Source organism: Phytoactinopolyspora halophila, assembly GCF_003287285.1.
Classification (GTDB): domain Bacteria; phylum Actinomycetota; class Actinomycetes; order Jiangellales; family Jiangellaceae; genus Phytoactinopolyspora_A; species Phytoactinopolyspora_A halophila.
The window spans coordinates 301,384-324,959 of the sequence record NZ_QMIG01000001.1 but is presented as its reverse complement, the minus strand read 5'-3'; the positions used below and the strand labels follow the sequence as shown (position 1 = coordinate 324,959).

Here is a 23,576-nt window from a genome sequence, read left to right as displayed (position 1 = left end):
AGTCCGCCGCTGCTCCCATACAGATTAGTAGGGCGTATGACGTGCTTGCATGGCGGCCGTTGTGGTCTAGGTCACTGTTCTACCACGAGACCGGGAGGTCAGCATCCCGGCACCGGCTCCGTAGGGGACATCCCTGATTCCGCCCCCAGACGCCCGCGTGAGCCGTGACCAAAGTGCACAGGTGGTGTTCACTGTGACTTAGACTCGGCTGAGTCGGTACGAGCGGTCGAAGAGGTGTAGGCAGCGGTGATCGAGCCGTACATCGGAATGGTACGCAGGGCGTTGCCGCGCGTCCCCGGCCGGGCCGGCATGCTGCGAGAGGTCCGGGACGGCCTGGATGACGCGGTCCGTGCTCATCGCGAACGTGGGAGCTCATTGCGGGACGCCGAGGAGCAGGCGGTACGGGAGTTCGGCCCGCCGGAACTCGTCGCCGCGGGGCTGCGCACTGAACTGGCCGCAGCCGTGGCGCGTCAAATGGCCCTCCTTCTCGTCGTCTTCGGTGTCGTCACCTGGATCTTGACACAGCAGACCTGGCAGGCCGCGGCCGCTCGGCAAGGGTCGCCGGAGCCGACTGCCGCCTACGACGTCGGGGCGCATCTCGTCGATGTGTTCAGCGTGTTGGCCACCATCATGCTCGTCACGTCGGCGTACCTTCTCGGACGAGGTGGTCGAATCCTTTCGACGCGTCGTGTGGTCCGGGTGCTGGCTGCCGGAGTGTTGGTGTTCCTTGGCATCTGGAACGTCGCCAGCGTCATGTTGACCGTCTTCACGCCCGTGGACGGACTTCACCGGCTCGAACTAGCGCAGGTCGCCATCGGCGTGCTGTGGCTGTCCGCCACGGTGGGAGGCGCGTGGCTGGCGTTGCAGTGCTTGCGTTTGACGTCACGTAGCGGTTCGCGTCCGGAGGATCGTGCCGATGACGCGGCTGACCTCCTGCCAGTCCTCTTGCCGCGCGGATAGCTCTGCCTGGCCGGACCGGGTGAGTTCGTAGGTGCGTCGCTTTCGCCCATCCACGGTGCTCCACGAACTTCGCAGGTATCCCAGTCGCTCGAGCCTGCGCAGCGCCGGGTAGAGCGTTCCGGTCGGCAGGTCGAGTGCGCCGTCGCTCTGCGCCCGCAGGGCTTCGGCGATGCCATAGCCGTGGAGCGGCTCGTCCTGAACGACCGCGAGGATCATGCCGTCGAGGTGACCACGGACCGTATCGGCTTTCATACGGGGAAGTCTATCTTGAATACATAGGCTGTCTATATGTAGCCTGTCATCTCATAGATGGATTGGACTATCTCGTCGAGGTCGATATGGCTGCAGTTGACGTGGCGCGCCTCCAGTTCGCGCTCACGGCCACCCTTCATTTCCTGTTCGTGGTGATCACGCTCGGCCTGACCCCGTTGATCGCCATCATGCAGACTCGCTGGGCGATCACGGGCAAGGCCGTGCACGAGCAGATGACCAGGTTCTGGGGCCAGCTCTACGTGATCAACTACGCGATCGGGATCGTGTCCGGACTCGTCATGGAGTTCCAGTTCGGCCTGCACTGGACCGGGCTCATGGAATTCGCCGGTGACGTCTTCGGTGCTCCACTCGCCATAGAGACCCTGGTCGCGTTCTTTCTGGAGTCCACGTTCCTCGGTATGTGGATCTTCGGGTGGCATCGCCTCAATCGGTGGGTGCACACCGTGCTCTTCTGGTTGGTGACGCTCACGGCCTACCTGTCGGCGTACTGGGTCATGGTGGCCAACGGCTTCCTGCAAGAACCGGCCGGTCATGTCGTCGAGGACGGCGTCGCGCGGATCGACGACATCGGAGCGCTGCTCAGCAACGAGCAGGCAATCGGTGCGCTCCTGCATATCGCGCCGGCGTCCATCCTGACCGGTTGCGTGTTGATCCTCGGTGTCAGCGCTTGGCACTTCCTCCGTGGCACGCCGGATGTGGACTTTTTCCGCCGCTCCGTGCGCCTTGCCGTCGTGGCCGGCGTCGTCGCCGTCTGGTCCACCGTGATCATGGGTTTCGCGCAGTTCGCCTACATGACCGAGGGCAAGCTCCTGGCATTTGGAGCGAGTGCTGCCGAGCGAGCGGACGTCCAGGCCGAGATGGAAGCAGTACACGGCCCTGGAAACTGGACGCCACCGGAGTGGGTGTCGTTCGTGTGGCCGGTCATGGAGTGGATCGGGCACCTCTACTCGTTCCTGTTCATCGGCCTGCTGGTGTTGTTGATCAAGAACGCCTTCGATCGGGCGCGTCCAGCCTGGTTCCGGCGGGCCTGGCACCGCTTCTACGTCTGGACGATCCCGCTTCCGGTGATCGCCGTGATCTGCGGATGGTTGCTCCGCGAGGTCGGCCGCCAACCGTGGATGGTCTACGGGGAGCTGCGCGTGGACGACGCGGTCGCGCCTCATGGCGTGACACGAATGACGATCAGCCTGGTGTTGTTCGGCGGCGCCGTCGCGGCGTTGGCCGCGATTGACTGGTGGGTGATCGCCCGGCTTGCGCGGCGCGGGCCGCGGCACGTGGTTCTCGGCTCCGACCTGGGCGGGCACGACCTGGATGTGCCGGGCGTGGCATTCGCCGGGGAGAGGCGAAGCGACAGCGCGGCCAGCCAACACGTTCCAGGCAGCAACGAGGCCCGGACGGCCCAGCCACTGTCGAACATCGAAAGGACGTGACGGATGACGTTGGATGTCGTGTGGCTCGGCCTGCTGGGCCTGATGATCGGTGGCTGGTTCGTTCTGGACGGGGCCAACCTCGGCCTGGGTGCCGCCCTGCGATGGACCTGGAGAACTCCGGACGATCGGCGGCTCGCCCTGACCGCGCTCGGTCCCTTCCTGCTCGGCAGCGAAGTGTGGCTGGTAGCCGGTATCGGCCTCCTGATCGGGGTGTTTCCGGCACTGGAGAAGGACCTGTTCAATGCCTACTACCCGATCGTCATCGTGGTGATCGCCGCGTGGATGTCGCGCGATGCGGGTGTCTGGTTGCGTAGCCGTCGCCGGGCATCCGGGTGGCGCGCGCGGTGGGACACGGTGATCGTCCTGGCCAGCGTGGCCCTCGCGTTCGCCTGGGGCCTGCTCCTCGGCAACGTCGTCCAGGGGGTGCCGTACGGAACGCGGCCAGGGCTTGGGACACTGGTATCGCCGTATTCGTTGCTGTGGGGAGTCACTGTGGTGGCAGCGTTCACCTGGCACGGTGCCGTCTTCACCGCCCTGCGGATGCCTCGCGACCGGCAGGCACGCGCCGCCCGGACAGCCCGCCGTGGCACCGTGCCGGTCCTGGTGTCGCTACTCGGTGTCGCGCTCGCGACGCCGCTGGCTGGCGTCCCCGTGGATCGGTGGGGTGCAGCCGCCGTGGTGTGGAGTCTGATGGTGGGCGGAACGCTCGCGGCCGGACGGTGGCTGCGTGCGGAACGGTACGCCGTCACCTACGCGTGCAGCGCCGTGGTCGCGGCGGGACTCGTCGTGGCCGTAGGTATCGCGACGGCGCCGCGGTTGCTTGACGGCATCGCCGACGCGCGCACGCTTGAACTCCTGGCCGTCGTCGTGCTGCCGGTCGTTCCCGTCCTGCTCGCTGCGCAAGCGTGGATGTGGTGGACGTTCCGGCATCGGATCGGCACGAGATCGGCGGTGTTCTACTGAACGCTCTCGCTCGCCGGCTGCTCGCCAGCCTCCCGTCCGCTCCCATCGTCTGCGCCGCGCTCGCGGCGCTGGCGGCGACCAGTGCCGTCCTCATCATCAGCCAGGCCGAGGTGCTGGCCGAGATCCTGGCGACAGGGGTACGTGACCAACCCGCAGTCGGCGCGCTCAGCGGTCCGTTGGTGATGTTGGGTGGGATCCTGGCGGCACGAGCGGCGTTGTCCTGGGCCGGGCAGATCGTGGCGCAGCGCGCCGCGGCAGCAGTGAAGTCCAGACTGCGGCGAGAGGCCCTCGCACACGCCCAGCAGCTCGGACCGGGGTGGCTGTCCGGGCAGCACAGCGGGGGGATCACCACGACGCTCGGCCGCGGCCTGGATGCGCTGGATCCGTACTTCACCGGCTACGTCCCCCAGCTCTTCAACGCGGCCGTGGTGCCGCTGGCGGTGGTGACCTATCTGCTCACCACCGATCTCGCCTCCGCGTTGATCATCTGCCTGACATTGCCCTTGATCCCCGTCTTCGGCGTGCTCGTCGGCCTGCAAACCAGGCGTGCGACGTCGCGGCAGTGGCAGGCGCTCGAACGGCTGGGCGGACGGTTCCTCGATCTCGTCGCGGGGCTGCCGACGTTGCGCGCCTTCGGCCGGGCGAGAGCGCAGGCGCGGGCGGTACGCGACGCGGCAGACGAGCATCGCCGGGCGACGATGCGTACCTTGCGCGTGGCGTTCCTGTCGGCGCTCGTGCTGGAGCTCGTCGCCACGCTGTCCGTGGCGCTCGTCGCCGTACCCGTTGGATTGCGGTTGCTGGGTGGCGAACTCGACCTGCGCACAGCGCTGGTCGTGCTGCTCCTGGCTCCCGAGGCGTATTTCCCGTTGCGATCGCTCGGGGCGCAGTTTCACGCGAGCACGGAAGGGCTCGAAGTGGCCCAGCGTGTCTTCGGCGTTCTCGATCAGGCCCCGACACCCCTTGCCGCCCGCCCCGCTCCGCTGATCATGAACACTAATGGACCAGATAGGTCGATAGGTGTTCATGATCAGCGGAGCGGGGCGGGGTGGGTCATCGAGCTCGACGAGGTGTCGGTGCACTACCCGGGCCGGGAGACACCGGCTCTCGACCGGGCCTCGTTGACGCTCGCGCCGGGTGAGCGGGTGGCGCTCGTCGGGCCCAGCGGTGCGGGCAAGAGCACCCTGCTCGGAGTTGTCCTCGGTTTGGTGCGGCCGGACTCGGGCCGGGTGCTCGTATCCACGCCGGACGGCCCGGCCGAGCTGTACGGCCCGGCTGAACTGCCGACCGTCGATCCCGAGCAATGGCGCGAACAGCTCGCGTGGGTACCGCAGCGTCCGCACCTGTTCGCGCGCACTGTCGCGGACAACATCCGGCTCGGCTGCCCGTCGGCCAGCGACGCCGACGTCGAGCGGGCCGCCGCGCTGGCCCACGCCGATGGCTTCATCGACGAGCTGCCACGACGCTACGAGACGCAGCTCGGAGAGCGTGGTGTCGGGCTGTCAGCCGGGCAGCGCCAGCGGATCGCGCTGGCCCGGGCATTCGTGCGGGACGCCCCGCTGCTCGTGCTCGACGAGCCCACCGCCGGGCTCGACGCCGGGAGCGAATCGGTGGTTGTTGCCGCAGCGGAACGGCTGATGGCCGGGCGCACCGTCCTGGTCGTCGCGCACCGGCCGGCCATGGTCACCGGTGCCGACCGCGTGCTGCGTCTCGAACACGGGTACATGATCGACGGCCCGGGGCCGGGCTCCGCGCAGCCTGCGGTGATGCACTGATGTCGGCCCCGACCAGATCCGCGGCGGCCGCGCCCGCGACAGCAGCGATGGCGGGACGCACCGATGCCGGTCGCAATCCGGTGCGACGCCTGCTCGGCATGGTGCGCGCACACGTCGGGAGGTTGATGCTCGCGGCGAGCGCGAGTGTCATCGCCGAGCTCGCGGCCATCGGGCTCATGGGTACGGCAGCGTGGCTGATCGCCCGGGCTTCGGAACAGCCACCGTTGGCAGCGTTGTCGCTGGCCATCGTTGCCGTCCGCGGTTTCGCGTTGGCACGCGGCCTGTTCCGCTATGGCGAGCGCCTGGCCAGCCATGACGCCGCCTTGCGGGCGCTTGCGACGATGCGGGCGCGGGTCTATGAGGCACTCGTGCCCCTGGCCCCGTCAGGTGTTTCGGCATATCGCAGTTCGGACCTGCTCAGCCGAATGGTCGCGGATGTCGAGGCGGTTCAGGACTTTGTCGTCCGCGTACTGATCCCCGCGTTGACGGCAGCCGTCGTGGGGACGGTGGCGGTCGTCTTCGGCGTGGTGGTGCTCCCCGGTGCAGGTGCGGTGCTGGCGCTGGGCATGCTGGTGGCGGGAATCGTCGTACCGGCACTCGCGGCTGCGGCCAATCGCAGGGCAGCAAGGCAACTGGCACCGGCCCGCGCGGAGCTGGCCGCGCGGAACGTCGACGTCCTGCACGGCAGTGCCGATCTGGCCGTCTTCGGCGCGTCGGCGGAGGCACTGGCCGCCGCTGACGACGCGGGGCGCGAGCTCGCGCGGATCGAGCGGCGGGCGACGGCCGCGACGGCCGGAGCGGGTGCGTTGGCGATGCTGGTCCAGGGCGGCACGGCCGTCGGCGTCACCGCCGTGGCGCTGGGCGCGGCCGCGTCGGGCCAGCTCGCGCCGGTGATGGTCCCGGTGCTCGCCCTGGTGACCCTCGTCTCTTTCGAACCGATCGTGTCTCTCGTCCCGGCCGTCCGGCACTTCGAGGAATCCCGGGCCGCCGCCGCGCGGGTGCTCTCGGTGCTGGACGCGCCCCCTCCGGTAGCCGAGCCGCGTGCGCCGCTGCCGGCGCCGGCACGGGACGCGACGATCGACGTGCGGGGGCTGTCGGTGCGATACACCGCCGGCCGCGCCCCCGCGCTCGACGGGGTTGACGTGCGGCTGACGCCGGGGAACCGCATCGCCGTCGTTGGGGTCAGCGGATCCGGCAAGAGCACATTGCTGGCCGCGCTGATGCGTTTCGTCGAGCCGGACGCCGGGTCGATCCTGGTGGACGGCCATCCGGCCGGTGAGTATTCCAGCGACGACGTGCGGGCACTGGTGACCGGCGTGACGCAGGATGCGCACCTGTTCCACACGAGCATCCGGGAGAACCTGTGGCTGGCCGATCCGGGGGCCACCGACGAGCGGCTCCGGGATACGCTCGCGTCGGTTCGGTTGCTCGAATGGGTCGATGGCTTGCCCCGCGGCCTGGATACGGTGGTCGGAGAGTCTGGAGCGCAGCTTTCCGGTGGTCAGCGGCAACGCTTGGTGCTGGCCCGTGCCCTGCTGGCCGACCCCGCGGTGCTCGTGCTCGACGAACCGACCGAAGGGCTCGACGAGACCACGGCGGATGACGTCCTCGCCGACGTCCTTACCCAGACGCGGGGGCGATCGGTCTTGCTCATCACGCACCGCCTGGCCGGGTTGGCGGAGTTCGACGAGGTGATCGTGCTGGATGCCGGCAGGATCGCGCAGCGCGGCCGGCACGATTCCCTGGTTCGCGTGCCGGGGCCGTATCGCGACCTCTGGTGGGCCCGATCCCCCGACCATCCCGCTGATCATGAACACTAGTCGCTCTATGTAGTCGCTTACTGTTCATGATCAGCGGGATGGTTGGGGATCGATTTCGCACGTCGCATTGCACTGATGCGAGAGCGCGCTATTGTGAAGATTCGTGAGTGTGATGATAGACACACGTCTGGTCGAAGTATCGGGACTATGTAAGCACTTTCCGGGCATCCGGGCGGTCGACGGTCTTTCCTTCCATATCGACGCTGGGGAGATCTACGGCCTGCTCGGCCCGCATGGCTCCGGCAAGACGACGGCCCTGTCGGTCGTCGCGGGATTGGTGGAGCCGGACGAAGGCACGGTGACGGTGGCCGGTATGGAGGTCACGCCGCAAGCCGGCCGGGCCCGGGAGTGCATCGGCTATGTCCCGCCCGACCTTGCCATATACCCCGACCTGACCGCTGAACAGAACTTGACGTTCTTCGGTTGCCTGAACGGTATGTCCAAGCGTGCTGCCCGGGAACGTGCGGCCGAGGTGCTGGAGCAGCTCGGGCTCTCCGACCTGGACCGGCAGGCGCCGGTGCGGATGAGCAAGTGCTCGGACGCCATCAAGCACCAGTTGAACATCGGTATCGGCCTGCTGCACCGGCCGCGCCTGCTGATCCTGGACGAGCCGACGTTCGGGGTGGACCGCGACGAGCAGGAGGCGGTGTTGCGCGCCGTGGATTCGCTGCGTGGCATGGACATGGCCGTGCTGTACACGTCGCACGATCCGCGTCAGGTCACCCGGCTTTGTGATCGGATCTCCGTTCTCGATGCGGGGCATGCGGTCGCCGAAGGCACGCCGCAGGAGATCGAGACGATGCGCGGTGACGAGAACCTCGATGCCGTGTTCCGTGCCGTCGAGGGGGAGAACGTCCGGGTCTGACGGCCGGATGGCGGAACGGTTTCCCGGAACCATTATCGTGTCGGCTGTGAATGATCCCCTCGTCGAGGCCGCCCACCTGTACAAGCGGTTCGACAAGCTACAGGCAGTCGACGACGTGTCATTGTCCATCGATCCGGGTGAGACGTACGGGCTGCTGGGGCCGAACGGCGCCGGCAAGACCACGGCGATTTCGATGATCGCTGGGCTGCTCGAACCCGACAGCGGCACGGTGACGGTCGCGGGTACACAGATCAAACCACGCTCGACACAAGGTCGCGAGGCCATCGGCCTGGTTCCGCAGGATCTGGCCATCTACCCGGACTTGAGCGCCGAAGAGAACCTGATGTTCTTCGCCTCGCTCTATGGCATGTCGAAGCGCGACGCGCGAGCGCGGGCAGACGAGGTGCTCGAGGTGATCGGACTCGCCGACCGGCGCAAGGAACGCACGAGCAAGTACTCCGGCGGCATGAAACGCAGGCTGAACATCGGGATCGGCCTGCTGCATTCGCCGCGCCTGCTGATTCTCGACGAGCCGACCGTCGGGGTCGATCCGCAGTCTCGAAACGCCATCCTCGAATCGGTGGAGGCACTGTCCGGCGGCGGCATGGCCGTGCTCTACACGACGCACTACATGGAAGAAGCCGAGAGGCTGTGCGATCGCATCGGCATCATCGACTCCGGCCGGGTGGTCGCCGAAGGCACGACCGAGCAGCTGATCTCGCGGGTTGGGGAGAACGATCGGGTGCGCATCGAGGTGACGGGAAGCGTCGATGCCGCGATCGGACACATCCGCGACATCTCCGGGGTCGTGGAGGCGAGCACCGAAGATCATGCGATCGTCGTCATGGCCGACGACGGTTCCCGGCATCTCCCTGCCGTGATCAATCATCTCGTCGACGGTGGTGCCCAGGTCGGATCGATCGAGGTGACGCGTCCAGACCTGGAAGCCGTGTTCTTGCATCTGACGGGGAAGGCGCTGCGCGAATGATCGCTGCTGTGCGCACCATCACGGTCAAGGACATGCGCCAACGGCTGCGGGACAAGTCCTTCTTTCTCGTCGGCATCGTGACGCCGTTCGTCCTGGCGATCATTTTCGATCTCGTGTTCGGCGGCCTCGGGGGTGACGAGCTGGAGGTGCGCGCGGGCGTGGTCGACGCCGACCAGTCCGAGATCTCGGGCCGGCTGTACGAGGGCGTCTCCGCGATCGACGGCGAGGGCGGTGTGACGATCGTCACGTTCGACGGCGATTCCGGCACCGGCCCGGACGGCACGTCGGACGGCGAGCTGGACGTGCGGTCCGCGATCGACGAGCAGGGGCTCGACGCCGTCATCGTCATCCCCGAGGGTTTCGGTGCCGACGTCACCTCCGGCGGCGGGCAGGCACCGCGCCTGCGTGTCGTGGCCGATCCGGATCGGCCCATCCAGGTCGGCATCGTCGAGTCCATCGCCGACGGCCTCGTCACCGACATCGAACGAAGCCGCCTGGCCGCTGGTGCCGGCCAGCAACTCGGAACATCCACGGAACCGGCATTGCAGGAGGCCGATCTGGATCTGCACCGGGAATGGCCCGGTGGAGAAGGGCTGGACACGGGTTCTCGGATGCTGGCCGGCATGGTGGTGATGTTCGTCTTCTTCACCGTCTCGTTCGGTGTCACCACTCTCCTGTCCGAGAAGGAGACGGGCACGATGCGACGGTTGCTGGCAGCACCGATCCGCCGGGACGCCATCCTGGCCGCCAAGGGCATCGTGAGCTACGTCCTGGGCGCGCTGGCAACCGTGATTCTCATGGTGGCCGGAGCGGTGTTGATGGATGCCGATTGGGGGCCATGGCTCGGGGTGTCGGCGCTGGTACTCGCGGCCGTCCTCACGGCGGTGGCGCTCATGGCCGTGGTTGCCGGAATCGCGAAGACGGCAGAAGGCGCGAGTGGCGTACAGGCCATCGTCGCTGTCGGTCTCGCCATGTTGGGCGGCTCGTGGTTTCCGGTAGCTAGTGAGGGCATTCTCGGTGTGTTGTCCCAGCTCACCCCGCATTACTGGTTTCTCGAAGGCTTGGACTCGCTGGCCGGCGCGGACTCGGGGAGCGTCGTGCTCCCGCACGTGGCCGCGCTCGTCGCTATCGCGGTCGTCGTCGGTGTGCCTGCTACCGTTCTCCTGCGCCGGAGGTTGACGCCATGACCAGGAATGGGCGGGCGCATGTGGCGCCGAAGGTGTGGACCATGGCCCGGTACAACCTCGTGCGCATGTTCCGCGAACGGATCAACCTCTTCTTCGTGTTCATCTTCCCGGTCCTGATCATCGCCGTGCTGGGGGTGCAGTTCGGTGAGGACAACGCCCCCGAGGTCGGTGTCGCCGGAACGGGCGAGTTCGTCGACGACGCCGCCGAGCGGCTTGAGGAGACGGGATCGGTGGAGGTGCGCCGCACCGGTGTGAGCGAGCTGGAGGATCTCGTCGCCGAGGACACGGTGACGGTCGGTGTCGTCGCGCCCGACGACGCCTCGCAGATGCTGCGCGACGACGGTGGAGTGCAGCTTCGGATGTTGCTGAGCTCGACCGACGAGGCCGCTCAGATCGAGGGTGTGGTCACCCGCGCGTTCGAGTCCGCGGCTGTCGTTCCCAGCGTGATCGGTCAGCTGCGCGCGGCGTCCGGCGCGGAATCTGGGGAGGTGGCTGAGGTCGTCGGCCGTACGGCGGAGGCGCTGCCCGACATCGAGATCGAGCGTGTACTGCCGGGCGGTGAGGATGCGGAACAGTCGTTCGGGTTCGAGCAGATCGCTGCCGGGATGCTGCTCCTCATGACGTTCCTCAACACGTTGACCGGTGCTGCGGCCCTGATACAGAGCCGCACGTACGGTGTGAGCCGGCGCATGCTCGCGTCACCCACGAGCGTGTGGACCATCGTGCTCGGTGAGGGAGCCGGTCGATGGTTCGTGGGCCTGTTTCAAGCGGTGTACATCATCGTCGTGTCGGCCGTGCTCTTCGGAGTCGAGTGGGGCGACCTCGTGTCCGTGATCGTACTGATCACGGTGTTCGCGCTGGTGGCAGCCGGTGCTGCCATGCTCGTCGGCGCTCTGATGCACAATGACGAGCAGGCGGCCGGGGTGACCGTGATGATCGGGCTCGGCCTCGGTGCGCTCGGCGGCACCATGCTTCCGCTGGAGCTGTTCAGCTCGACGATGCGTGCCGTCGCGCACGCGACGCCGCACAGTTGGGCGCTCGAAGCGTTCACCGAGGTCGGCCGGAGGGGCGGGACGATCGTGGACATCCTGCCCCAGCTGGGTGTGCTCCTGGCGTTCGCCGTCGTGTTTCTCGGCCTCGCCGCGTGGCGGTTACGGGTGACGCTCACGCGCGCCTGACCCGGCCCGACCTCGCCCCCCCACATCCCTCCTCCCTTCCCGCTTCCCTTCCCGCTGATCATGAACACTAAGCGACTACATAGGCCGTTTAGTGTTCATGATCAGCGGGAGGGGGAGGAGGGATGTTGTTGTTTCTCGGCGGCCGAGAGCAGCATGGCGGCCGTCTCCGGGTCGGTGACCAGGTGATTGAAGTATCCGGCGTGGGCGCCGGCGATGATGCCGCCGACCTTGTCAGCGCCGACGGCGACGCCGATTCCGTAGGGAATGTCCTGCAAGACATCCAGCCCGGTCGCCATGAGCCGATCGCTGCCGGGGAATTCAACCGGCTTTCCCTCCCGATCGTAGAAGCGGCAGCAGACGTCGGCGACGGCGGTGCGCAGGCTGGCGGCGTCCGTGGGGATGAACGCCGGTATGGAGTTCCTGGTCAGTGGAGGGGCACCGACCCCGGTGACGACGCATGTGGCGGATTTCCACAGCTCGAGCACTCTGCGGATCGAGGGGTCGTCCAGGAGGCTGGCGTACAGATCGGCGCCCGGGAGCGCGGGTGCGTACAAGAACGTCGGGCGCCCACCGATCTTGTATGCGACCTCACGAGTGATCTCGTTCGTCTGATACCACGCTTCGGGTTCGTCCTGACCGCCGACGGTGGGGGCAACCATCACGCCTGGCAACCGGGGCAGCTCGAACTGCGCAGCCTCGTAGACGGTGCGCCCGCTGGAGACCAGGAGGACGTCGCCGGAGGCCAATCCGACTGATTCCAGCGCCTCGGAGAGTGCGGGTGCCAGGGCGCGACCCGGGTGTGCCGATGCCGATGTCTGGGACAGGTAGACGCGTTCCAGATCGAGTGCCGAAGCTACGCGCGCGGCGAGGTCGGCGGAATCCACGACCTCGGGGAAGACGACGTCGATCCGGACGATGCCCTGGCGGCGTGCCTCGGACAGCAGCCGGCTCACGGTGGCGCGGCTGGTGCTCAGCCTGCGTGCCACTTCCGCCTGGTTGGCGTCTTCGAGGTAGTACAGGCGGGCCGCGGCGTACATCAGGTCCGGAGGAAATCGCGTCTCTGCCACGGCATGTGCCTCTGCCTGGCGATCTGGATCGGGACGTTGCATGCCCTCAGTCTGCACGTTCTCGCGCCCTTCCGGCATGAGACAGAACATCATCTCTGCGATGACGTACATCTGCACATGTGTTCTGGACAATTTTTCATATTCAGTCTAGTGTGTCGCGCATTACATCCGCGAGTCAGCGTTGACCGCCGTCGCGACGAGGTGCTGGAGGTTCCTCATGCAGTCCCACACCCGCACACCAGCCGAGGCCACAGCGCCCGCGTCGACCCCACGAGCGTCCGATGTGCCGGAGACGATGCAGGCGGTCGTATGCCACGGGCCGCGCGATTACCGGCTCGAAGAGGTGCCGGTCCCCTCGCCACCACAGGGGGGTGCGTTGGTGCGAGTCGAAGCCGTCGGTATCTGTGCGAGCGACCTGAAGTGCTATCACGGCGCGGCCAAGTTCTGGGGGGATGCCATCCGGCCCGCCTGGGCCGAGACCCGGGTCATCCCGGGCCACGAGTTCACCGGACGGGTCGTCGCTCTCGACGACGCGGCGCGCGAGAAGTGGGGTGTCGAGCCCGGAGATCGTGTCGTCTCGGAACAGATCGTGCCGTGCTGGCAGTGCCGGTATTGCACGCGCGGTCAGTACTGGATGTGCGCACCACACGACCTCTACGGGTTCAAGCGCCGCACCCCGGGCGCGATGGCGTCGTACATGACCTTCCCGCCGGAAGCACGCGTCTATCGCGTGAGTGGCGAACTCTCGCCCGCCCATGCCGCCTTCGTCGAGCCGCTCTCCTGCGCGCTGCACGCCGTGGAGCGCGCAGGCATCCGGTTCGACGATGTGGTGGTGGTCGCGGGCTGCGGCCCGATCGGGCTCGGCATGATCGCGGGTGCGGTCGCGAAGTTCCCGGCTCGCGTGGTCGCCCTCGACGTATCCGACGCGAAGCTCGCCCTGGCCGAGAAGTGTGGCGCCGATCTCACCGTCAACGTCTCGAACACTGACCCCGAACCCATCGTGCGCGATTTGACCGGGGGATATGGCGCCGACGTCTACCTCGAAGGCACGGGACATCCATCAGCCGTGCCGCAAGGGCTCAACCTGTTGCGCAAGCTCGGCACCTTCGTCGAGTACAGCGTGTTCAAGGATGACGTAACGGTCGATTGGAGCATCATCAGCGACGACAAGGAGCTCGACGTCCTGGGCGCTCATCTCGGCCCCGAGTGCTGGCCAGCAGCGATCCGCATGGTCGAGTCCGGGCGATTGCCCATGAACGAGATCTGCACCCACCAGCTTCCGCTCGCGGATTTCCAGGACGGACTGGAGCTCGTGGCCGACGGCACGCAGTCCATCAAGGTTTCCCTCATTCCCGAGTGACGTGCTCTTCGCACATGACGTCCCCGTGGCGGAGCGCGAAGGTTCGACGTTCGAGCACACCAGCCGACATCCCCGAGACCATCTGACCTGACTGGAGCAGTGACATGACCGTACGCAGCTCTTCGTTCCAACCGCAGAACGGCGGCCGCCGCCTAGGCCGTCGTGATCTTCTCAAGTACCTGGGCGTCGCCGGTGGAGGTGCGGCACTGGCTTCCCTGCTGCCCGCGTGCGGTGTCGGCGGCGGCACGACGAGCGACGAAGGCAGCGCCGCCGACGAGGTGAGCGGCGGCTTTGACTGGAAGAAGGCGGAGGGGGAGAGCATCAAGATCCTCCAGACACCGCATCCCTACCAGCAGAGCTTCCAGCCCTTGCTGAAGGACTTCACCGAGCTGACCGGGATCGAGGTCGAGACCGAGCTCGTGCCCGAGGCGGATTACTTCACCAAGCTGAACACCGAACTCGCTGGCGGCAGTGGCGAGCACGACGTCTTTATGATCGGTGCCTACTTCATCTGGACATACGGCCCTCCAGGGTGGCTGGAAGATCTCGATCCGTGGCTGGAGAATTCCTCGGCCACCAGCGACGAGTACGACTTCGAGGACATCTACGAGGGCTTGCGCATGGCCACGCGGTGGGACTTCCAGCAAGGAAGCCCGCTGGGCACCGGAGGTCAGTGGGCGATCCCCTGGGGCTTCGAGACCAACGTCGTCGCGTACAACAAGGCGGAGTTCGATCGGCGGGGCATCAAGCCAGCGGAGACGTTCGACGATTTCATCCAGCTGGCCATCGATCTCACCGACCGGTCGGAGAGCCGCTACGGTGTGGCGTTCCGCGGATCGCGGTCATGGGCGACGATCCATCCCGGGTTCATGACCCAGTACAGCCGAGAGGGCGCGGTCGACTACGAGGTCGACGGCGACGAGCTCGTCGCGGCGATGAACTCGGAGAAGGCGGTGGACTTCACCCGCAAGTGGGTGGAGCTCGCCCGGGAGGCCGGGCCGACGTCGTGGACCACGTACGAGTACCCGGACGCCACTCGTGATCTCGGCAACGGCACGGCGATGATGGTGTTCGACGCCGATTCCGCGACGTATCCGCAGAACCGGCCGGGTGAAAGCCAGGAAGCCGGGAACCTCGCCTGGCATCCCGGTCCGGCCGGTCCCGACGGCAGCTACGCGACGAATCTGTGGACGTGGTCGCTGGCGATGAACTCTGCGTCGCAGAAGAAGCTCGCCGCGTGGCTGTTCATCCAGTGGGCGACGGGCAAGGAAGCGATGTCGGACGCCGTGCGCGAGTCGGCCTTCGCGGATCCCACCCGCGCATCCGTCTTCGATGGAGCGTTCAAGGAGACACTCGGCGATTTCCCGGGCTATCTCGAAACCTTCGAGAAAGTCATCGACAGCACGGAAATCCAGTTCACGCCGCAAACGAAGTTCTTCGAGACCACCGAGAACTGGGCGGTCGCGCTCCAGGACATCTACTCCGGAGAGGACGCCCGGAGCCGGCTCGACGCGCTGGCGGAGTCCAACACGGACGAGGTCAACGCCTGAGGGCCTGCGGCTCGATCCGACACGAAAGGAGGTCGCCGGTGTCCACCACGGTCACTGGACGGACCCACGAGCCGGCGCCGGTCCAGGAGGAACCGGAGCGGCCGCCATCGGTGCCGGCGTGGCGCCGCAAGGCCCGGCCCTACGTGCTGTCGATCCCCGCGGTTCTCATCATCGCGGGAATCCTCTACCCGTTCTTCCTCGGCGCCTACTACGGCGTGCTGAACTATTCGGCGATCAACCCCGAGCCGATCTTCGTCGGCCTCGAGAACTTCGCGCGGGTCCTCACCGACAGCCAGTTCTGGGGCAGCGTGCGGGTGACGCTGGTCTTCGCCGTCGTCGCCACCGGCGCGGAGATGGTCCTGGGGGTCGGGGTCGCCTTGTTGCTCAACCGGGCCAGCAGGGTGGGGCGGATCTTCGAGCGGGTGCTCATCCTTCCCCTGATGGTCGCTCCGGTGATTGCCGGCGTCATCTGGGGTCTGATGTATAACCCCCAGTTCGGCGTGCTCAACTACGTCTTCGGTCTCGGCTCGACCTTCAACTGGTTGAGTACCGACCTGGCGCTGTGGTCGGTCATTCTCGTCGACATCTGGATCTTCACGCCGTTCGTCGCCATCCTCGTGCTGGCCGGTATCCGGTCCCTGCCGCGCGATCCGTTCGAGGCGTCCGAGGTGGACGGCGCCAGCTGGTTCTACACGTTCCGGCGGCTGACGCTGCCGATGATCTGGCCCTACATCCTGGTTGCGGTGATCTTCCGGTTCATGGACTGCTTGAAGATCTTCGACCACATCTATGTCCTGACAGCTGGCGGTCCGGGCGCCGCGACGCGGACGCTGCAGATCGGCGCCTACGAGGACTCGATTATCAACCTGAACTACTCGCTGGGGAGCACCTACATGTTTCTCCTGTGGATCCTCGTCTTCATCACGGCGCGCTACCTCGTGAGCGTGCTGGGCAAGGCGCAGCGCCGGGCAGCAGGAGCGGAGGGCTGAGGCATGTCGACGGAACTGCTTCCGGGCCGGCGCAGGTTCACGCTGACGTCCGTGCTCGCCGACCTCGCCCTCCTGGCCTGGTTCACCTTCGCCCTGTTCCCGATCCTGTGGATGGTCCTGCTCGCCCTGAAGACGTCGGCAGAGCAGACGTCGACCTACTTCGCCTTCTCCCCGACGCTGGAGAATTTCGGAACCGTCCTCAGCGCGCGCGGAACGGAGCTGACCAGCGTAGATTTCACCAGCACGCTGATCACTAGCGTCGTCAGTTGTGTTGGGGCGGTGCTGGTCTCGCTGATCATCGGCGTGCCCGCGGCCTATGCCGCAGGACGCTGGAAGTACCGGGGCTCGAACGACGTCATGTTCACCATCCTGTCGTTCCGGTTCGCGCCGGAGCTGATGGTGGTCGTGCCGCTGTTCGTGATCTATCACCAGATCGGACTGTTCGACACCAGGGTCGGGCTGATCTGGGTGTTGCAGCTCGTCACGATGCCGCTCGTGGTGTGGATCCTGCGCTCGTACTTCCAGGATCTCCCCGAAGATCTGGAGCAGGCGGCCCTCCTGGACGGCTACACCCGGCGCCGGACGTTCCTCACCGTGGCGCTACCCCTGGTGCGCCCGGGGATCGCGGCCGCCGCGCTCCTGGCGTTCATCTTCGCGTGGAACAACTACGTCTTCGCGCTGATCCTCACCGGTAACGAGGCCAACACGGTCACGGTGGCGATCACGAAGTTCCTCGGGGGCGGGGGCCAGGCGTATTACAACCTCACGGCGGCGGCCGCGGTGATCGCGGCGCTGCCTCCGTTGATCCTCGCACTCACCATCCAGCGGTATCTGGTGCGCGGTCTGTCGTTCGGGGCGGTGAAGGCCTGATGGGCACGTTGAAAGTGCAGGGATTGCGCAAGAAGTACGGGAAAACCACGGCCGTCGACGGTGTGGACCTGGCGGTCGAGAACGGCGAGTTCTTCGTCGTTCTCGGTCCCTCGGGTGCCGGCAAGACCACGACGTTGAAATGCATCGCCGGGCTCCTCGAGTTCGACGACGGCTGGATCGAGATCGCCGGGCGGAACATGAGTGGCGTCGAGCCCTACCACCGCAACGTGGCGATGGCGTTCGAAAGCTACGCCTTGTATCCGCAGAAGACCGTGTTCGAGAACCTGGCCTCGCCGTTGCGATCGGGCCGGACCGGCCGGTATGGCGCGGAGGAACGGCGCCGGCGCATCCAGACCGTCACGGACACGCTCGGCATCTCGCACCTCTGGGAGAGGTTTCCGCGTGAGCTGTCGAACGGCCAGCGCCAGCGCGTCGCGCTCGGCCGGGTCCTGGTCCGCCCGGCCGACGTCTACTTGCTGGACGAGCCGCTCTCGCATCTCGACGCGAAGTTGCGTGCGGCGATGCGAGCGGAGCTGAAGCAGCTCGGCGAGCTCGCTGATATCACGACGCTGTACGTGACGCACGACTACCAGGAGGCGCTCGCGCTGGGAGATCGCGTGGCCGTGCTCCGTGACGGCCGGATCGTCCAGGTCGACACGCCGGAGCAGGTCTGGCATCAGCCGGTCGACACGTTCGTGGCCCGCGCGTTGGGCCAGCCCGAGATGAACCTTCTGGACGGCCGGGTCGACGGCGGGCGGATCCGGGTGGCCGGCGGGACGGTGAGCATCCCCGTGCCGCCCGCGCTGGGAGTCCAACAGAGACAGGCGGTCCGGGTGGGCCTGCGCCCGCGCGACATCTCCACCGGAGCGGATCCGGGGGCGGAGCCCCCGGGACGGCTGCGAATGCGCGGGACGGTGCGGCTGGCCGAACGGCTGGGCCGGTCGGTCGAGATGAGCGTCGACGTCGCGGGAACACCCGTGATCGTCGTCGTATCCAGTGACAACGCGCGTCCAGAGGGTGACGAGGTGGATCTGGACATCGCGCTGGAACACGTGCACGTCTTCGCCGGCGGGGAGCCCGACGTGGACACGCCCCGGCTGGGAGCTGCCGGAATCGAACTGGGGAAGCAAGCATGACGACCACGACCGACACCGCCGTCAGCACTGCGCAGCGCCTGGTGCTGGACCGCCTGTACAAAACCTTCGAGAGCCGCAACCGCGAGTCGTTCGCGGCGGTGCGGGGAATCGACCTGGATATCGAGCCCGGCGAGATGGTGGCGCTGCTCGGGCCGTCGGGCTGTGGCAAGACGACCACGCTGCGCATGATCGCCGGGCTGGAAGCGGTCACATCCGGCGACATCCGCATCGGCGAGACGTCGGTGGCGTCGCTGCCGGCGAAGCGCCGTAACGTCGGCGTCGGGTTCGAGAGTTACGCGCTCTACCCGCCGCTGTCCGTGCGCGAGAATCTGGCGTACGGGTTGAAGGCCCGCCGGGCCAAGAACGTCGATCAGCGTGTCGATAGCATGGCCCAGCGTCTCGGCATGACCGACCTGCTCGACCTTCGCCCGGCCGCCCTGTCGAGCGGGCAGAAACAGCGAATCGCGCTGGCCCGGGCCTTGATCCGCAATCCACCGGTGCTGCTGCTGGACGAGCCGCTCTCGCACCTCGACGCCTCGCAGCGCCAGCACGTGCGGCGCGAGCTCAAGGTCCTGCAGCGCGAGTTCGGATACACGACGATCGTCGTCACGCACGATCAGCTCGAAGCGCTGAGCCTGGCGGATCGCATGGCGGTCATGGACGCCGGGGTCATCCGGCAGTTCGGCTCACCTGACGAGATCTTCGACGATCCGGACAACCAGTTCGTTGCCGACTTCGTCGGGGAGCCGAAGATCAATCTTGTGGGTGGCACCGTGCGAATCGACGGTGATCGGACCATGGTGCACATCGGCCGGGCCGGGGAGCTCGTGACGGCGTCGCGAATCGTGCAGCACGATCAGCAGGTCACCGTCGGGCTGCGCCCACAGGACTGCCGGACCGACGTGTCGCCCGCTGCGCCGTGTCTCGAAGGCGAGATCAAGGTCTACGAGAACCTGCTCGAATTCGGCCAGGCGACGGTGAACGTCCCCGGCGTCGACGACGCCATGGTGGTGCAGACACCCGCGGGCCACCGGTGGACACGGGCCGATCCCATTCGCTTCACGGCCGCACCGGAACGTGTCTATCTCTTCGACACCGAGACCGGCGAGCGGCTGCGATGACGCTGCCGAACCGGGCTGTCGAGCAGGGGAAGGATCGCTGCCGCACGCGACATGGATGGTCCGGGCCAAGCGCCGAGATCGCATGACGACCGAGACCACAAGGCTCCAGGGAGGCCGGACGTGACATACGTGTACAACACCGGACGCGCATTCAAGGACGAGGCGCTCGACGGCCTCGTCACCGCCTACCACCGTTTCATCCGGCGCATTCCGCGGACCTCGGCGATCGCCTCGGTGACCGCGCCCACGCGGGGCCGGGTAGCGACGATCGTCGGCGGCGGCTCCGGCCACTATCCGACATTTGCCGGGCTCGTCGGTCCTGGGCTGGCCGACGCCGCCGTGTGCGGGGACATCTTCACCAGCCCGTCGGCCGAGCAGGTCTACCGCACGATCCGCGCCGTCGACGGTGGGGCGGGCGTGCTCATGCTGTTCGGCAATTACGCCGGTGACGTGATGCATTTCGGGCTCGCTGCGGACCAGGCGGCGGCCCGGGACGGGATCGACGCGCGCATCACGCTCGTCACCGATGACATCGCCTCCGCCCCGCCCGAACGCCTCCACGAGCGCCGTGGCATCGCAGGGGACTTCTTCGTGTTCCGTGCCGCAGCGGCGGCGGCACACCGGGGTGACGGGCTGGACGAGGTGGAACGGATCGCACGGCACTGCAACGACCGCTGCCGCAGCCTCGGCGTCGGCTTCGACGGGTGCACGCTGCCGGGCCGATCCGAGCCATTGTTCACCGTCGAGCCCGGATCGATGGTGCTCGGCCTGGGCATTCACGGCGAGCCGGGCATCCTGGAGCTTCCGCGATCGAGCGCAGACGAGCTGGCCGAGCTGCTGCTCGACCGGCTGATGGCCGAGCGTCCCGCGGGAGCGGACCGGGCGCGAATCCTGGTGAACGGCCTGGGCCGGGTCAAATACGAGGAACTGTTCGTGCTTTACCGCGCGCTGGCCCGGCTCGCCGATCGTGCTGGCATCACCCTCACCGAGCCCGATGTCGGTGAGTTCGTGACCTCGATGGACATGGCCGGATGCTCGATCACGCTGGTGTGGACCGATGACGAACTCGAGGAACTGCTGTCCACACCGGCAAATGCACCGGGCTACCAGAGACCGCGTCAACTGCCACTCGATGTGGCGCCCCTCGCCCAGCTCGGTTCGACCGGTGTCGAGGAGCATCGGGTGGAGCGTTGGCCGGAGTCGTCGTTGACGGCTTCCGGGCGTGCGGCCCGTACCGGCCTGGCCGCGGTAGCTCGCCGCATGCGCGAGCTGGAAGAGCATCTGGGCGCGCTCGATGCGGTGGCAGCTGACGGTGATCACGGCACCACGATGACGCGCGGCATCGACGCCGCGGTGGACGCGGCGGACCGTGCCGGTCCGGACGCCTCGGACGTGCTCGCGGCGGCGGGAATGGCGTTCGCCGATGCCGCCGGCGGGGCATCGGGTGCGCTATGGGGAGCCGGCCTGACGACGGTCGGCAACGCGATCCGGGATGCGCCCGGGGACGGCCCGGAGCCGGCATCGCTCGCGGCCGCGTTGGAAGCGGCCGAACAGGCGGTGATCCGCCTCGGGCAGAGCCAGCCAGGGGACAAGACGCTGGTCGACGCCTTGCATCCGCTGGTGGAGACGTTCCGGTCGGCCGTCGCCGACGGTGCCGGCATCGCCCGGGCGTGGGAACGAGCAGCCTCCGCCGCCGAGCTCGCGGCCGAGGCCACCGCGGATATGACGGCACTGCGTGGCCGGGCGGCGCGGCTGGGTGATCGCAGCGACGGCACCCCCGATCCGGGCGCCGTGTCCCTGGCAGCCGCCGCACGCGCGGCCAGCGCGGCGCTCACCGGGGTGGGCGTCCTGGGCGAGACGGACTCCGGAAGCAAGCACGACACGACGGGAGCGAAAGCATGAGTCGGACATGGCGGATCGTGGTCGGCGCGGATGACGCCGGCTTGCAGCTCAAGGATCTACTTGCCGACACGCTCCGGGCAGATGGCCGGGTCGAGGTCGTCACGAACGTCGGGGTGCACGACACCGCCGACGATCGCGTGTATCCCGACGTCGGGCTGGCCGCGGCCGAGGCTGTCGCCCGTGGCGACGCCGACCGCGCCGTTCTGGTGTGCGGAACCGGCATCGGCATGGCGATCGCGGCGAACAAGGTCACGGGTGTGCGCGCGACCGTGGCCCACGACAGCTACTCGGTGCAGCGTTCGGTGCTGTCGAACGATTGCCAGGTGCTGACGCTCGGCGCCCGGGTCGTCGGACCGGAACTGGCCCGGCTCCTCGTGTCGGAATGGCTGGGTCTGGAGTTCGATGCGGGCTCGGCGTCGGCCCGCAAGGTGGCGATCATCTCCGAGTTCGAAACCGGCGGTGACGCAGCCAACATGTGCTCCTGACCTCCCGCCCGTCCGCCACCGCTGTCTAGGATGTGGTGCAGCCAGCCTGACGATCGTGGTGATGGACATGGACGAGCTCCTTCTCGGCATCGACATGGGCACCAGCAGCAGCAAAGGGGCGCTCACCACGCCGGACGGCGAGATCGTTGCCAGTACCACCCGCTCGCACGCGATGTCACTGCCGCGTCCGGGGTGGGCAGAGGTCGATGCCGAACAGGTCTGGTGGGGCGACGTTGTTGACGTCGCCCGCGAGCTCGTCGGCCGCGGCGGCAGCCGGATCGCCGGTGTCTGCGTCAGCGGTGTCGGTCCGTGTCTCGTCCTGTGTACTGGCGATGCGCGCCCGGTCCGCCCGGCCATTCTTTACGGCATCGACAGCCGGGCCACCGCCGAGATCGAGGAGCTCACCCACCGGTTTGGCGCGGACGAGGTGGTACGCCGGTGCGGGAAGGCACTCTCCTCTCAGGCAGTGGGACCGAAATTGTTGTGGGCGCGTCGACACGAGCCGGAGGTGTGGGAACGCGCGTCTCGGTGGTACGGCTCGAGTTCGTTCATCACGGCCCGGCTGACCGGCGAGTACGTCCTGGATCATCTGACGGCGAGCCAGTGCGATCCGCTCTACGACATCCGGGCCCGGGACTGGAACCGGGAGTGGGCCGCGGAAATCGTGGGCGAGCTGCCGCTGCCGGAGCTGGCGTGGTCGGGTGAAATCGTCGGGAAGGTCACCCGCCGGGCCGCCGCGGAAACCGGGCTGGCCGAGGGGACGCCGGTGTCGGCGGGCACCGTCGACGCGTGGGCGGAAGCGTTCAGTGCGGGTGTGCGCCGTCCCGGCGACTTGATGATCATGTATGGGTCGACCGTGTTCTTCGTGGGCCAGCTGAGCGAGCCCCGTGTCGATTCGACCCTGTGGACCACGTCCGGTGTCGAGCCGGACACGTACACGTTGGCGGCGGGTATGGCCACGTCGGGCAGCCTGACCGGCTGGTTGCAGGACATCGTCGGTGGCGTTCCCTTCGAACAGCTGGTCGGCGAGGCGCAACAGATTCCGGCCGGTTCGGAGGGCCTCGTTATGTTGCCGTACTTCGCCGGCGAGCGCACGCCGCACTTCGACGCGCGGGCGCGCGGTGTCGTCGCCGGGCTCAGCCTGCGGCACACGCGGGGCCACCTGTTCCGTGCGGCTTATGAAGGGATCGCCTTCGGTACCCGCGAGATCCTGGAGCTGCTCGACGATGCCTCCGAGCGACCAGCACAGCTGATCGCCGTTGGTGGCGGTACGCAGAGCCGGCTGTGGACGCAGATCGTCAGCGACGTCTGCGGCCGAACCCAGGTCCTGCCGCGAGAAACCATCGGTGCCAGCTACGGTGATGCGCTGTTGGCGGGGATCGGTGCCGGCCTCCTCGAACCGGGAACCGACTGGTCGACGATCGATCGGACCGTCACGCCGGACGAGTCGGTGCGCGAGGTCTACGACGACTTGTACGCGACGTACCGGGAGCTGTATCCGGCGACGCGAGAGCACGTGCACCGGCTCGCCCGCTTGCAGGAGCAGCGAGCCCCTTCCTAGCCGGGCTGGGCGCGACCGTGGAAACCGCGCTGGGCGCGTCGCAGTGTACGGGATGGGGCCTTGCACGGTGAATGCACGCGAGAGAGCGCTTTCCACGCC

At 67.5% G+C, this 23,576-nt stretch carries 20 protein-coding genes; 18 read left to right on the top strand and 2 right to left on the bottom strand.

Annotation, left to right across the window (positions count from 1 at the left end; all coding sequences use genetic code 11):
* The first annotated feature begins 246 nt into the window (after positions 1-246).
* Entirely contained in the window at positions 247-960 is a 714-nt protein-coding gene (locus DPM12_RS22745) for a permease prefix domain 1-containing protein (RefSeq protein ID WP_123788362.1), read from the top strand.
* Here DPM12_RS22745 and DPM12_RS01450 read toward each other — a convergent pair.
* On the bottom strand, positions 883-1,212 hold the full coding sequence (locus DPM12_RS01450) for a PadR family transcriptional regulator (protein ID WP_112256473.1): 330 nt from the start codon (positions 1,210-1,212) through the stop codon (positions 883-885). The genes DPM12_RS22745 and DPM12_RS01450 overlap by 78 nt on opposite strands.
* An 86-nt stretch (positions 1,213-1,298) precedes the next feature.
* On the opposite strand from DPM12_RS01450, the gene DPM12_RS01445 reads away from it, so the two are divergent.
* The 8 genes from DPM12_RS01445 to DPM12_RS01415 all read left to right on the top strand — a co-directional run bounded on the left by DPM12_RS01445 (position 1,299) and on the right by DPM12_RS01415 (position 11,436).
* A complete protein-coding gene (locus tag DPM12_RS01445) occupies positions 1,299-2,663 on the top strand; it encodes a cytochrome ubiquinol oxidase subunit I (protein WP_112256472.1) in 1,365 nt (454 codons plus the stop codon).
* Positions 2,664-2,666: 3 nt separating this feature from the next.
* A complete protein-coding gene (locus DPM12_RS01440; protein ID WP_112256471.1) occupies positions 2,667-3,626 on the top strand; it encodes a cytochrome d ubiquinol oxidase subunit II in 960 nt (319 codons plus the stop codon).
* Positions 3,578-5,398: a thiol reductant ABC exporter subunit CydD gene (gene cydD, locus DPM12_RS23510; protein WP_211658198.1), complete on the top strand. Its 1,821-nt coding sequence runs from the start codon at positions 3,578-3,580 to the stop codon at positions 5,396-5,398. Before DPM12_RS01440 ends, cydD begins: the two co-directional genes overlap by 49 nt.
* Entirely contained in the window at positions 5,398-7,218 is a 1,821-nt protein-coding gene (cydC, locus tag DPM12_RS23505; protein ID WP_211658196.1) for a thiol reductant ABC exporter subunit CydC, read from the top strand. The genes cydD and cydC overlap by 1 nt, the downstream gene beginning before the upstream one ends.
* A gap of 112 nt (positions 7,219-7,330) precedes the next feature.
* Positions 7,331-8,083, top strand: a complete 753-nt coding sequence (locus tag DPM12_RS01430; RefSeq protein ID WP_112256470.1) for an ABC transporter ATP-binding protein — start codon at positions 7,331-7,333, stop codon at positions 8,081-8,083.
* Between the two features lie 46 nt (positions 8,084-8,129).
* The gene (locus DPM12_RS01425) at positions 8,130-9,071 is read left to right on the top strand and encodes an ABC transporter ATP-binding protein (protein ID WP_211658195.1); all 942 of its coding nucleotides are present in this window, start codon (positions 8,130-8,132) and stop codon (positions 9,069-9,071) included.
* Entirely contained in the window at positions 9,068-10,258 is a 1,191-nt protein-coding gene (locus DPM12_RS01420; protein WP_112256468.1) for an ABC transporter permease, read from the top strand. Before DPM12_RS01425 ends, DPM12_RS01420 begins: the two co-directional genes overlap by 4 nt.
* Positions 10,255-11,436, top strand: a complete 1,182-nt coding sequence (locus DPM12_RS01415) for an ABC transporter permease (protein WP_112256467.1) — start codon at positions 10,255-10,257, stop codon at positions 11,434-11,436. The genes DPM12_RS01420 and DPM12_RS01415 overlap by 4 nt, the downstream gene beginning before the upstream one ends.
* Before the next feature lie 101 nt (positions 11,437-11,537).
* Here DPM12_RS01415 and DPM12_RS01410 read toward each other — a convergent pair whose 3' ends face one another.
* Positions 11,538-12,545, bottom strand: coding sequence for a sugar-binding transcriptional regulator (locus DPM12_RS01410; RefSeq protein WP_112256676.1), 1,008 nt, complete (start codon positions 12,543-12,545; stop codon positions 11,538-11,540).
* Positions 12,546-12,798: 253 nt separating this feature from the next.
* Between DPM12_RS01410 and DPM12_RS01405 the strand changes: the two genes are divergently transcribed.
* The 9 genes from DPM12_RS01405 to DPM12_RS01365 all read left to right on the top strand — a co-directional run bounded on the left by DPM12_RS01405 (position 12,799) and on the right by DPM12_RS01365 (position 23,477).
* Positions 12,799-13,863: a zinc-binding dehydrogenase gene (locus tag DPM12_RS01405; protein WP_112256675.1), complete on the top strand. Its 1,065-nt coding sequence runs from the start codon at positions 12,799-12,801 to the stop codon at positions 13,861-13,863.
* A gap of 104 nt (positions 13,864-13,967) precedes the next feature.
* Positions 13,968-15,413 (top strand): ABC transporter substrate-binding protein, encoded by a 1,446-nt coding sequence (locus DPM12_RS01400; protein ID WP_112256466.1) that lies wholly within the window; start codon positions 13,968-13,970, stop codon positions 15,411-15,413.
* Between the two features lie 110 nt (positions 15,414-15,523).
* On the top strand, positions 15,524-16,402 hold the full coding sequence (locus DPM12_RS01395; protein ID WP_164465325.1) for a carbohydrate ABC transporter permease: 879 nt from the start codon (positions 15,524-15,526) through the stop codon (positions 16,400-16,402).
* A 3-nt stretch (positions 16,403-16,405) separates the two neighbouring features.
* Complete coding sequence (locus tag DPM12_RS01390; RefSeq protein WP_112256464.1) at positions 16,406-17,272, top strand: carbohydrate ABC transporter permease; 867 nt, start codon at positions 16,406-16,408, stop codon at positions 17,270-17,272.
* Positions 17,272-18,408 (top strand): ABC transporter ATP-binding protein, encoded by a 1,137-nt coding sequence (locus tag DPM12_RS01385; protein ID WP_112256463.1) that lies wholly within the window; start codon positions 17,272-17,274, stop codon positions 18,406-18,408. Before DPM12_RS01390 ends, DPM12_RS01385 begins: the two co-directional genes overlap by 1 nt.
* Positions 18,405-19,529: an ABC transporter ATP-binding protein gene (locus tag DPM12_RS01380; RefSeq protein WP_112256462.1), complete on the top strand. Its 1,125-nt coding sequence runs from the start codon at positions 18,405-18,407 to the stop codon at positions 19,527-19,529. Before DPM12_RS01385 ends, DPM12_RS01380 begins: the two co-directional genes overlap by 4 nt.
* A 120-nt stretch (positions 19,530-19,649) precedes the next feature.
* Positions 19,650-21,431, top strand: coding sequence for a dihydroxyacetone kinase family protein (locus DPM12_RS01375; RefSeq protein WP_211658191.1), 1,782 nt, complete (start codon positions 19,650-19,652; stop codon positions 21,429-21,431).
* Positions 21,428-21,916 carry a ribose-5-phosphate isomerase gene (locus tag DPM12_RS01370; protein ID WP_112256460.1) on the top strand — a complete coding sequence of 163 codons (489 nt, stop codon included), beginning with the start codon at positions 21,428-21,430 and terminating at the stop codon, positions 21,914-21,916. Before DPM12_RS01375 ends, DPM12_RS01370 begins: the two co-directional genes overlap by 4 nt.
* Positions 21,917-21,977: 61 nt before the next feature.
* Positions 21,978-23,477, top strand: coding sequence for an FGGY-family carbohydrate kinase (locus DPM12_RS01365; RefSeq protein WP_245951182.1), 1,500 nt, complete (start codon positions 21,978-21,980; stop codon positions 23,475-23,477).
* Positions 23,478-23,576 lie beyond the last annotated feature (99 nt).

Bases quoted from the DNA above. Each gene is read 5' to 3' on its own strand.
- DPM12_RS01450 (WP_112256473.1), bottom strand. From the start codon at position 1,212: ATGAAAGCCGATACGGTCCGTGGTCACCTCGACGGCATGATCCTCGCG.
- DPM12_RS01445 (WP_112256472.1), top strand. From the start codon at position 1,299: ATGGCTGCAGTTGACGTGGCGCGCCTCCAGTTCGCGCTCACGGCCACC.
- DPM12_RS01440 (WP_112256471.1), top strand. From the start codon at position 2,667: ATGACGTTGGATGTCGTGTGGCTCGGCCTGCTGGGCCTGATGATCGGT.
- cydC (WP_211658196.1), top strand. From the start codon at position 5,398: ATGTCGGCCCCGACCAGATCCGCGGCGGCCGCGCCCGCGACAGCAGCG.
- DPM12_RS01430 (WP_112256470.1), top strand. From the start codon at position 7,331: ATGATAGACACACGTCTGGTCGAAGTATCGGGACTATGTAAGCACTTT.
- DPM12_RS01420 (WP_112256468.1), top strand. From the start codon at position 9,068: ATGATCGCTGCTGTGCGCACCATCACGGTCAAGGACATGCGCCAACGG.
- DPM12_RS01415 (WP_112256467.1), top strand. From the start codon at position 10,255: ATGACCAGGAATGGGCGGGCGCATGTGGCGCCGAAGGTGTGGACCATG.
- DPM12_RS01410 (WP_112256676.1), bottom strand. From the start codon at position 12,545: ATGCAACGTCCCGATCCAGATCGCCAGGCAGAGGCACATGCCGTGGCA.
- DPM12_RS01405 (WP_112256675.1), top strand. From the start codon at position 12,799: ATGCAGGCGGTCGTATGCCACGGGCCGCGCGATTACCGGCTCGAAGAG.
- DPM12_RS01400 (WP_112256466.1), top strand. From the start codon at position 13,968: ATGACCGTACGCAGCTCTTCGTTCCAACCGCAGAACGGCGGCCGCCGC.
- DPM12_RS01390 (WP_112256464.1), top strand. From the start codon at position 16,406: ATGTCGACGGAACTGCTTCCGGGCCGGCGCAGGTTCACGCTGACGTCC.
- DPM12_RS01385 (WP_112256463.1), top strand. From the start codon at position 17,272: ATGGGCACGTTGAAAGTGCAGGGATTGCGCAAGAAGTACGGGAAAACC.
- DPM12_RS01380 (WP_112256462.1), top strand. From the start codon at position 18,405: ATGACGACCACGACCGACACCGCCGTCAGCACTGCGCAGCGCCTGGTG.
- DPM12_RS01370 (WP_112256460.1), top strand. From the start codon at position 21,428: ATGAGTCGGACATGGCGGATCGTGGTCGGCGCGGATGACGCCGGCTTG.
- DPM12_RS01365 (WP_245951182.1), top strand. From the start codon at position 21,978: ATGGACATGGACGAGCTCCTTCTCGGCATCGACATGGGCACCAGCAGC.